Source organism: Mycobacterium sp. (assembly GCF_039583805.1).
Classification (GTDB): Bacteria; Actinomycetota; Actinomycetes; order Mycobacteriales; family Mycobacteriaceae; genus Mycobacterium.
In genome coordinates this window covers 1-8,543 of record NZ_JAVKSH010000098.1, presented here as the reverse complement: position 1 = coordinate 8,543, position 8,543 = coordinate 1, and the positions used below count along the sequence as shown (strand labels likewise).

Sequence of the window (8,543 nt, the reverse complement as noted above, 5' to 3'; positions counted from 1 at the left end):
ACGCACTGGGCCAGTGACGCACTGGGCCAATAACGCACTGGGCCACGAACACTGCCACGGGCAGGGAGGGATCGGTGTCATGGCGTCAGCGTCGCAGCTGGCCGGGGAGGAGCTGGCCGGCTCGGTAGCGGCGGCGCGGTATGTCGCTGACGGGTCTTTGTGTGATGCGCCGTCGGGCCGGGTCGGTTTGGAGGTGGAGGCGCACTGCTACGACCCGGCGCAGCCGTGTCGGCGACCGGGCTGGGACGAGATCGGCGCCGCGGTGGCGTCGCTGCCGGCGTTGCCCGGCGGCAGCGTGGTCAGCGTGGAGCCCGGGGGCGCGGTGGAGCTGTCGGGTCCGCCGTGTGACGGCGTGGTGGCGGCGATCGCGGCGATGGCGTCTGACCGGGCGGTGCTGCGGGCGGCGTTCGCCGACGCCGGCCTGGGGTTGGTGTTGCTGGGGACGGATCCGTTGCGGGCGGCCCGGCGGATCAACCCGGGTGATCGCTATGCGGCGATGGAACAGTTCTTCGAGGCAACCCACACCGGGGCCGCCGGGGCGGCGATGATGACCTCCACGGCGTCGATTCAGGTCAACGTGGACGCCGGGCCGCGGGCCGGGTGGGCGTCGCGGGTGCGGCTGGCCCATGCACTGGGGCCGACGATGGTGGCCATCGCGGCCAATTCTCCGCTGCTGGGCGGGACGTTCTCCGGGTGGTGCTCGACCCGCCAGCGGGTGTGGGGCCAGTTGGATGCCACGCGGTGCGGCCCGATCCTGACCGCCAGCGACGACGATCCCGGCACCGACTGGGCGCGCTACGCGCTCAAGGCGCCGGTGATGCTGGTGCACGACCCCCCGGCTGGCACCGCGGTGCCGGTGCGAGGCTACGTGCCGTTTGCCGACTGGGCCGACGGGCGGGTGCTGCTGGGCGGGCGCCGCCCGACCGCGGCCGACCTGGACTATCACCTGACCACGCTGTTCCCGCCGGTGCGCCCGCGCGGCTGGCTGGAAATCCGCTACCTCGATGCCGTTCCCGACCTGCTCTGGCCGGCTCTGGTGTTCACGCTGGTGGTGCTGCTCGACGATCCGGCGGCCGCCGCCGTCGCCGCGGAGGCCGTCGAATCGGTCGCCGCCGCCTGGGACTGCGCCTCCCGGATCGGGCTTTCCGACCGGCGGCTGCACGCCGCGGCCACCCGCTGCGTGGCCGCCGCCGCCCACCGCGCGCCCGCACCGCTGCATCCGGCGATGGACCGGCTGATCCGCAGCGTCGAACGACGGCGCTGCCCCGCCGACGACCTGTCCGAGCACGTCGTCGATCACGGCCTCGTGCCCACCGTCGCGCGGCTGGCACGGGAACAGCCGTGATCTCGCGTGAACAGCTGGCCGCCGACCTGACCCGGGCCCGGGAGCGGACGTTGCTGCTGGTCGACGTCGACGACGCCGAGCTGCGCCGTCAGTACGACCCGCTGATGAGCCCGCTGGTGTGGGACCTGGCCCACATCGGCCAGCAGGAGGAACTGTGGCTGCTGCGCGGCGGCGACCCGGACCGGCCGGGAGTGCTGCCCCTGGCCGTCGACGGTCTCTACGACGCGTTCGTGCATACCCGCGCCAGCCGCGCCGACCTGCCGCTGCTGTCGCCGGAGCAGGCGCGCGGGTATCTGCGAACCGTGCGGTCCGCCGCGCTGGACGCCCTGGACGCACTGCCCGACGACCGTGACGCGTTCATCTTTGCCATGGTGGTCAGCCACGAGCACCAGCACGACGAGACCATGCTGCAAGCCCTCAACCTGCGTCCCGGCGCGCCGCTGCTGGGCGCCGGCGGTGCACTGCCGGCGGGGCGTCCGGGCCTGGCCGGCACGTCGGTGCCGGTGCCGGGCGGCCCGTTCGTGCTGGGCGTGGACGCCGCACGCGAACCGTTCTCGCTGGACAACGAACGACCGGCGCATCTCGTCGACGTCCCCGCGTTCCGGATCGGCCGGGTTCCGGTGACCAACGGCGAGTGGCGGCAGTTCGCCGACGACGGCGGCTACGCGCAGCCGCGGTGGTGGTCGGCGCGCGGCTGGGAGCACCGCCGGCGCACCGGTCTGGCGGCGCCGCAGTTCTGGAACCCCGACGGGCGCACCCGCACCCGGTTCGGCCACGTCGAGGACATCCCCGCCGACGAACCGGTGCAGCACGTCAGCTGCTTCGAAGCCGAGGCGTACGCCGCTTGGGCGGGAGCCCGGCTGCCCACCGAGATCGAGTGGGAGAAAGCGTGTGCGTGGGATCCGCGCGCCGAGACCCGTCGCCGCTACCCGTGGGGTGCCGACGAGCCGTCGGCCGCCCGCGCCAACCTCGGCGGCGCGGCGCTGCGCCCTGCGCCGGTGGGCGCCTATCCGGCCGGGGCGTCGGCCTACGGGGCCGAGCAGATGCTCGGCGACGTCTGGGAGTGGACCGGCTCGGCGCTGCGGCCGTGGCCCGGCTTCACGCCGATGGTCTACCAGCGCTATTCGCGGCCGTTCTTCGGCGGCGACTACCGGGTGCTGCGCGGCGGGTCGTGGGCCGTGGAACCGGCGATCCTGCGGCCGAGTTTCCGCAACTGGGATCACCCCTACCGGCGACAGATCTTTGCCGGTGTCCGCCTGGCGTGGGACGCCTGATGTGCCGGCACCTGGGTTGGCTGGGCCGCGAGGTCAGTGTCTCGTCGCTGGTGCTCGACCCGCCGCACGGCCTGCGGGTGCAGTCCTACGCGCCGCGCCGGCAGAAGCACGCGCTGCTCAACGCCGACGGGTGGGGGGTCGGCTTCTTCGACGGCGCGACGCCGCGGCGCTGGCGCAGCACCGCGCCGCTGTGGGGGGATGTCTCCCTGCATTCGGTTGCCCCGGCGTTGCGTAGCCACTGCGTGGTGGCCGCGGTGCGCTCGGCGACCGTGGGCATGCCGATCGACGTCAGCGCCACCGCCCCGTTCAGCGACGGAGCGTGGCTGCTGTCGCACAACGGGGTCGTCGACCGTTCGGTGCTGCCGGCCGGCCGGGCCGCCGAATCCGTCTGCGACAGTGCGCTGCTCGCGGCGCTGGTCTTCGTCCGTGGTGTCGACGCGCTGGCCGGCACGATCACCGAGATCGGCGCCGCCGACCCGGACGCGCGGCTGAACATTTTGGCGGCCGACGGTTCCCGGCTGGTGGCCACCACGTGGGGCGATACGCTGTCGGTGCTGCGCCGCGCGGACGGGGTCGTGCTGGCCAGCGAGCCCTTCGACGACGATCCCGGCTGGGTCGACGTACCGGACCGGCACCTGGTCGAGGTCACCGCGGACGGTGTCACGATGACAGCCCTGAAAGGACCGTGATGACGCTGTCCCTGGCGAACCACCTGGCTGCGGACTCCGCCTACCGGGCGTTGTGCGAGGACGTGTCCGGCGGACTGTGTCGCACCCCGAAGTCGTTGCCGCCCAAATGGTTCTACGATTCAGTGGGCAGCGAGCTGTTCGACCGGATCACCCGGTTGCCCGAGTACTATCCGACCCGGGCTGAGGCGCAGATCCTGCGCGCCCGCGCGGCTGAGATCGCCGCCGCCACCGGCGCCGACACCCTGGTCGAGCTGGGCAGCGGGACGTCGGAGAAAACCCGGCTGCTGCTGGACGTGCTGCGCGACGGCGGCCGGTTGCGCCGGTTCGTGCCGTTCGACGTCGACGCAGGCATGCTGGAGACGGCCGCGAACGCTATCGCACGCGAGTATCCCGGTGTCGAAATCGCCGCGGTGTGCGGTGATTTCGAGGAGCACCTGGCCGAAATCCCGGGCGGCGGGCGGCGGCTCTTCGTGTTCTTGGGGTCGACGATCGGCAACCTCACGACCGCGCCGCGGGCGGCGTTCCTGGCGTCGTTGGCCGCGGAGCTGCGGCCGGGGGACAGCCTGCTGCTGGGCACCGATCTGGTCAAGGACACCGGGCGGCTGATCCGCGCCTACGACGACGCCGCGGGCGTGACGGCACGGTTCAACCGCAACGTGCTGGCAGTGATCAACCGGGAACTCGACGCCGACTTCGACCTGGAAAACTACGCGCACGTCGCGCGCTGGAACGCCGGGCAGGAGCGGATGGAGATGTGGCTGCGGGCCGTGCGCGCGCAGCGGGTGCGGATCGGCGCGCTCGACCTGACCGTCGAGTTCGCGGCCGGCGAGGAGATGCGCACCGAGGTGTCGTGCAAGTTCCGGGCGGCCTCGGTGGCCGCCGAGCTGGCCGCCGCGGGCCTGCGGCGCATTCGGTGGTGGACCGACGACGCCGAAGATTTCGGCCTGTCGCTGGCCGTCAAGTGAGCCCTGCGTCCCAGCCCTACGTCGCTGGCCGACGAGGCGCGGCTTGACCGGCTGTTGACAATGTATGACACTGTAATCATGTCGGTGAATGTGTCCGTTCGCCTCGACGATCGCCTTGCCGAGCGGTTGCGTCTTCGTGCCCGCGCAGCCGGCGAGAGCCTCTCCGATCGCCTCCGCCGCTACGCCGAGGAAGGCGCCCGCCGCGACGAGCACCCGCTCATCACTTTCCGCGACGGTCCGACCGGGCGCCGCGCCGGACTCACCACGGGGGCGGACGTCTGGGAGATCGCAATGTGGATCGACGACCTCGGGCCGGTCGAGGATCCGGTAGCGGAGCTGGTCGGCGATGGGGTCGTCACCCGGGCACAAGTGGATGCCGCGCTGGCCTACCGCGCCGCCTACCCCGAGGAAGTCCAGGCCCACATCGATCTGCACCGGAGCGAAACTGCCGCCGCCGACACGCGGTGAAGCTACTACTCGACGAGATGCACCCTGCAGCGTTGGCAACGGGTCTGAATGCAGCTGGAATCGAGACGATCACTGTCACCGATCTCGGGCTTGCCGCCTGCGCCGATTCCCACGTTTTCGCACGCGCGGCCGTGGACGGCTATGTCGTGCTCACCGAGAACGTCAAAGATTTCACCCGGCTCGCCGCCAAATGGAACACTCGTGGCAATCACCACCACGGGCTGCTGATAGCGCTGTCGTCCCGGTTATCGCGGCGCCCAGCCGGGATCAAACCGCTCATCGCCGCAATCAAAGCGGTTGCCCACCAACAACTTGACGACCGCGTCGTCTACCTCGACCACACACCGATGTAGTGCTCGGCCGGACTTGTGCGCGGCCAGCAGACAGGCAGGAAACGTCACCGGCCCTTCTCGTCGCGAGCATGCGGCGGAAACTCCACCGGCGAACCGAAAGCCCTTCCCACCGGACGTCCCGACGGATCACCTCGAACAAACCCATCCGGCTCAGCTCCAACCTGGCCCCTTCCCGGCTGACAGCTCGATCATCCCGTCAGACGAGACGAGGTGGGGCCAACTAGGCCTTCACGCCGCCTCCAGCTCGATTCCAGTGCGGCCGGGCGGCGGCCGGGGCGGCACGTTGAATTCGATGTTGTGGGAGCCCAATTCAGTCTGGTAGGCGGGGTCGGCGATCGCGGCGAGCGCATCCTGGTCGGACATCGCCGGCTGGTGGTCGTTGTCGACGAGGTTGCATTCGATTTCCATCCCCGTCAGCGGGCGGTCGAACTCGAAGCTGGACTGCGCGAGCATGGACTCGAACGCTTCCAGACACAGCTGCACCTGCACCTTGCCCCGGTACTCCTGCCGGTCTGTGTGGTTGTCGTCGGTCCGCTCGACATCTTCACCCACAGCGTCGACGCGACAGGGTTACCGGCGGCTCCGCAAGCTACCAACATCTGATGCGTAGCACGCTAACATCTGACGTATGCGAACGACGATCGACCTCGACGACGACATCTTGCGGGCGCTGAAGCAGCGTCAGCAACAGGAGCGCAAAACATTGGGGCAGCTGGTTTCCGAATTGCTGGCGCAAGCGCTTGCAGCCAAACCTCGACCGAGGGTGGATATCCGCTGGGAGACGGCTGACCTGCGGCCGCGCGTCGACCTTGACGACAAGGAAGCTGTCTGGGCGGTCTTGGACAACACGTGAGCGAAACCTTCGATGTCAACGTTCTCGTTTACGCGACACATAGTGGAAGCCCATTTCACGACAAGGCGAAGGAGCTGGTCGAGCGGTTCCTAACCGGGCCGGAGCTGGTCTATCTACTATGGCCGGTGGCGGTCGGCTACCTGCGTATCGTCACCCATCCGGCGTTGCTCGATGCGCCGCTGGCACCAACCGTCGCCGCCAATAACATCGACCGGCTCGTTTCCCAGCCGCACGTGCGGCAGGTCGGCGAGCAGGATGGGTTCTGGCCGGTTTATCGACGGGTGGCAGACGCCGTCAACCCGCGCGGCAACCTGGTGTCCGACGCGCACCTGGTCGCGCTCATGCGCCAGCACGGGATCTCCACGATCTGGACTCGTGACCGTGACTTCCGCAAGTTCGATTGGATCACCGTGCGGGATCCATTCTCGTCGGCCGGCTGTCACGCTGAGGAGGGGATTTGCCCGAGTTCGTAGCTTCGATCGACCAGGGCACCACCAGCACCCGCTGCCTGATCTTCGACCACGACGGCGCCGAGGTGGGCCGCCACCAACTCGAGCACGAGCAGATCCTGCCGCGCGCCGGCTGGGTGGAGCACGACCCGGTCGAGATCTGGGAGCGCACCTCCTCAGTGCTGGTGTCGGTGCTCAACAAGACCAATTTGTCGGCTAAAAACATTGCTGCGCTGGGTATTACGAACCAGCGTGAGACCACCCTGGTGTGGAACAAGCGGACCGGCAGGCCCTACTACAACGCGATCGTCTGGCAGGACACCCGCACCGACCGGATCGCCTCGGCGCTGGACCGCGACGGTCGCGGCGACGTGATCCGCCGCAAGGCGGGCCTGCCGCCGGCCACCTATTTTTCCGGCGGCAAGCTGCAGTGGGTTCTGGACAACGTCGACGGGGTGCGCGACGCCGCCGAACGCGGTGACGCCGTGTTCGGCACGGCCGACACCTGGCTGCTGTGGAATCTGACCGGCGGCCTGCGCGGCGGCGTGCACGTCACCGACGTCACCAACGCCAGCCGGACCATGCTGATGAACCTGGAGACCCTGGACTGGGACGACGAACTGCTGTCGTATTTTTCGATCCCCCGGGCGATGCTGCCGTCGATCGCGCCGTCGTCGTCGCCGCAGCCCTACGGCATCACGCACGACAGCGGACCCGTCGGTGGCGAGTTGCCGATCACCGCGATCCTCGGCGACCAGCATGCGGCGATGGTCGGACAGGTGTGCCTGGCGCCTGGCGAAGCCAAAAACACCTACGGCACCGGGAATTTCCTGTTGCTCAACACCGGTCAGCGGATCGTGCGGTCGGCCAACGGGCTGCTCACCACCGTCTGCTACCAGTTCGGCGACGCGAAACCCGTGTACGCGCTTGAAGGTTCGATTGCAGTGACGGGTTCGGCGGTGCAGTGGCTGCGCGACCAGCTGGGCATCATCAGCGGCGCGGCCCAGAGCGAGGCGCTGGCCCGCCAGGTCGACGACAACGGCGGGGTGTACTTCGTCCCGGCGTTTTCCGGGCTGTTCGCCCCGTACTGGCGTTCCGATGCCCGCGGCGCGATCGTCGGGCTGTCGCGGTTCAACACCAACGCGCACCTGGCCCGCGCGACGTTGGAGGCGATCTGCTATCAGAGCCGCGACGTGGTCGACGCGATGGCCGCGGATTCCGGTGTGTCCCTGGAGGTGTTGAAGGTGGACGGCGGTATCACCGCCAACGATCTGTGCATGCAGATCCAGGCCGACGTGCTCGGTGTCGACGTGGTGCGGCCGGTGGTCGCCGAGACCACCGCGCTGGGGGCCGCCTACGCCGCGGGTCTGGCGGTGCGGTTCTGGGCCGACCCGAACGACCTGCGGGCCAACTGGCGGGAAGACAAGCGGTGGACACCGCACTGGAGCGACGAGCAGCGGGCTGCCGGCTACGCGGGTTGGCGCAAGGCGGTGCAGCGCACGCTGGACTGGGTCGACGTGTCCTGACGGGTGGGGCCTGACCCGCGGTCACGGCCAGGCCCCAGCACCGTCAATCGGATTCGGCGAGCAGGGAGTAGATCTCGCTGCGGGCTTTTTTGAGGATGGCGACGAGACGTTGCTGTTGTTCGGCGGCGGCAACATATGCCGCCTGCGTCACCGCTCCGACCAGTTGGCCCAGCGCCGCGCGCAGGTCGACCTGGCCCTGATCGACGCCTTCGGCGATCTGTTCCCACGGCGGCGTCGCGATCTTGTCGGCCGCGGCCCTGCCGTCGTCGGTGAGATCGAAAAGCCGCTTGCCTCCTTGGCTTTCGGAACCGCCGATCAGCCCCTCGTCATCGAGGAGCTGCAGCGTCGGATACACCGAGCCCGGGCTGGGCCGCCACAGGTCCTGGCTCCGTTCGGCGATCTCCTTGATCATCTCGTAGCCGTGCATGGGCCGTTCAGCCAGCAGGGTCAAGATGGCGGCGCGAATGTCACCCCGGCGGCTGCGCCACCCTGAACCACGTCCGCCACCGCGGCCGCCCGGGCCGAAGCCGAAGCCCGGGCCAAAACCGGGGGTGGGCCCGAAACCGAAGCCGGTCCCGGGCCCGAAACCTAAACCCGGCCGGCCTCCCGGACCACCCGGAC

General features: G+C 69.6%; 10 protein-coding genes and 1 pseudogene. 9 read left to right on the top strand and 2 right to left on the bottom strand.

Annotation, left to right across the window (positions count from 1 at the left end):
- Positions 1-79 precede the first annotated feature (79 nt).
- The 6 genes from egtA to ABDW21_RS13355 all read left to right on the top strand — a co-directional run bounded on the left by egtA (position 80) and on the right by ABDW21_RS13355 (position 5,094).
- Positions 80-1,345 (top strand): ergothioneine biosynthesis glutamate--cysteine ligase EgtA, encoded by a 1,266-nt coding sequence (gene egtA, locus ABDW21_RS13380; protein ID WP_343710552.1) that lies wholly within the window; start codon positions 80-82, stop codon positions 1,343-1,345.
- The gene (egtB, locus tag ABDW21_RS13375; protein ID WP_343710551.1) at positions 1,342-2,619 is read left to right on the top strand and encodes an ergothioneine biosynthesis protein EgtB; all 1,278 of its coding nucleotides are present in this window, start codon (positions 1,342-1,344) and stop codon (positions 2,617-2,619) included. Before egtA ends, egtB begins: the two co-directional genes overlap by 4 nt.
- Positions 2,619-3,308 (top strand): ergothioneine biosynthesis protein EgtC, encoded by a 690-nt coding sequence (egtC, locus tag ABDW21_RS13370; RefSeq protein WP_343710550.1) that lies wholly within the window; start codon positions 2,619-2,621, stop codon positions 3,306-3,308. Before egtB ends, egtC begins: the two co-directional genes overlap by 1 nt.
- Positions 3,308-4,273 carry an L-histidine N(alpha)-methyltransferase gene (egtD, locus tag ABDW21_RS13365; protein WP_343601893.1) on the top strand — a complete coding sequence of 322 codons (966 nt, stop codon included), beginning with the start codon at positions 3,308-3,310 and terminating at the stop codon, positions 4,271-4,273. Before egtC ends, egtD begins: the two co-directional genes overlap by 1 nt.
- Before the next feature lie 78 nt (positions 4,274-4,351).
- On the top strand, positions 4,352-4,741 hold the full coding sequence (locus tag ABDW21_RS13360) for a hypothetical protein (RefSeq protein WP_343601895.1): 390 nt from the start codon (positions 4,352-4,354) through the stop codon (positions 4,739-4,741).
- The gene (locus ABDW21_RS13355) at positions 4,738-5,094 is read left to right on the top strand and encodes a DUF5615 family PIN-like protein (RefSeq protein ID WP_343710549.1); all 357 of its coding nucleotides are present in this window, start codon (positions 4,738-4,740) and stop codon (positions 5,092-5,094) included. The genes ABDW21_RS13360 and ABDW21_RS13355 overlap by 4 nt, the downstream gene beginning before the upstream one ends.
- A 237-nt stretch (positions 5,095-5,331) precedes the next feature.
- On the opposite strand, the pseudogene ABDW21_RS13350 reads toward ABDW21_RS13355, so the two are convergent.
- A pseudogene (locus tag ABDW21_RS13350) lies at positions 5,332-5,646 on the bottom strand (glutamate--cysteine ligase); the annotation flags it as partial.
- A gap of 76 nt (positions 5,647-5,722) precedes the next feature.
- On the opposite strand from ABDW21_RS13350, the gene ABDW21_RS13345 reads away from it, so the two are divergent.
- From ABDW21_RS13345 to glpK, 3 genes are read left to right on the top strand one after another with little or no spacing between them, the layout of a single operon-like run.
- Positions 5,723-5,947 carry an antitoxin gene (locus tag ABDW21_RS13345; RefSeq protein WP_343710548.1) on the top strand — a complete coding sequence of 75 codons (225 nt, stop codon included), beginning with the start codon at positions 5,723-5,725 and terminating at the stop codon, positions 5,945-5,947.
- A complete protein-coding gene (locus ABDW21_RS13340) occupies positions 5,944-6,420 on the top strand; it encodes a type II toxin-antitoxin system VapC family toxin (RefSeq protein WP_343601899.1) in 477 nt (158 codons plus the stop codon). Before ABDW21_RS13345 ends, ABDW21_RS13340 begins: the two co-directional genes overlap by 4 nt.
- Positions 6,405-7,922 (top strand): glycerol kinase GlpK, encoded by a 1,518-nt coding sequence (glpK, locus tag ABDW21_RS13335; RefSeq protein WP_343601900.1) that lies wholly within the window; start codon positions 6,405-6,407, stop codon positions 7,920-7,922. Before ABDW21_RS13340 ends, glpK begins: the two co-directional genes overlap by 16 nt.
- A gap of 43 nt (positions 7,923-7,965) precedes the next feature.
- On the opposite strand, the gene ABDW21_RS13330 is transcribed toward glpK, so the two are convergent.
- Positions 7,966-8,543, bottom strand: a 578-nt coding sequence (locus ABDW21_RS13330) for a PadR family transcriptional regulator (protein WP_343601902.1), incomplete at its 5' end; no start/stop codon positions are given.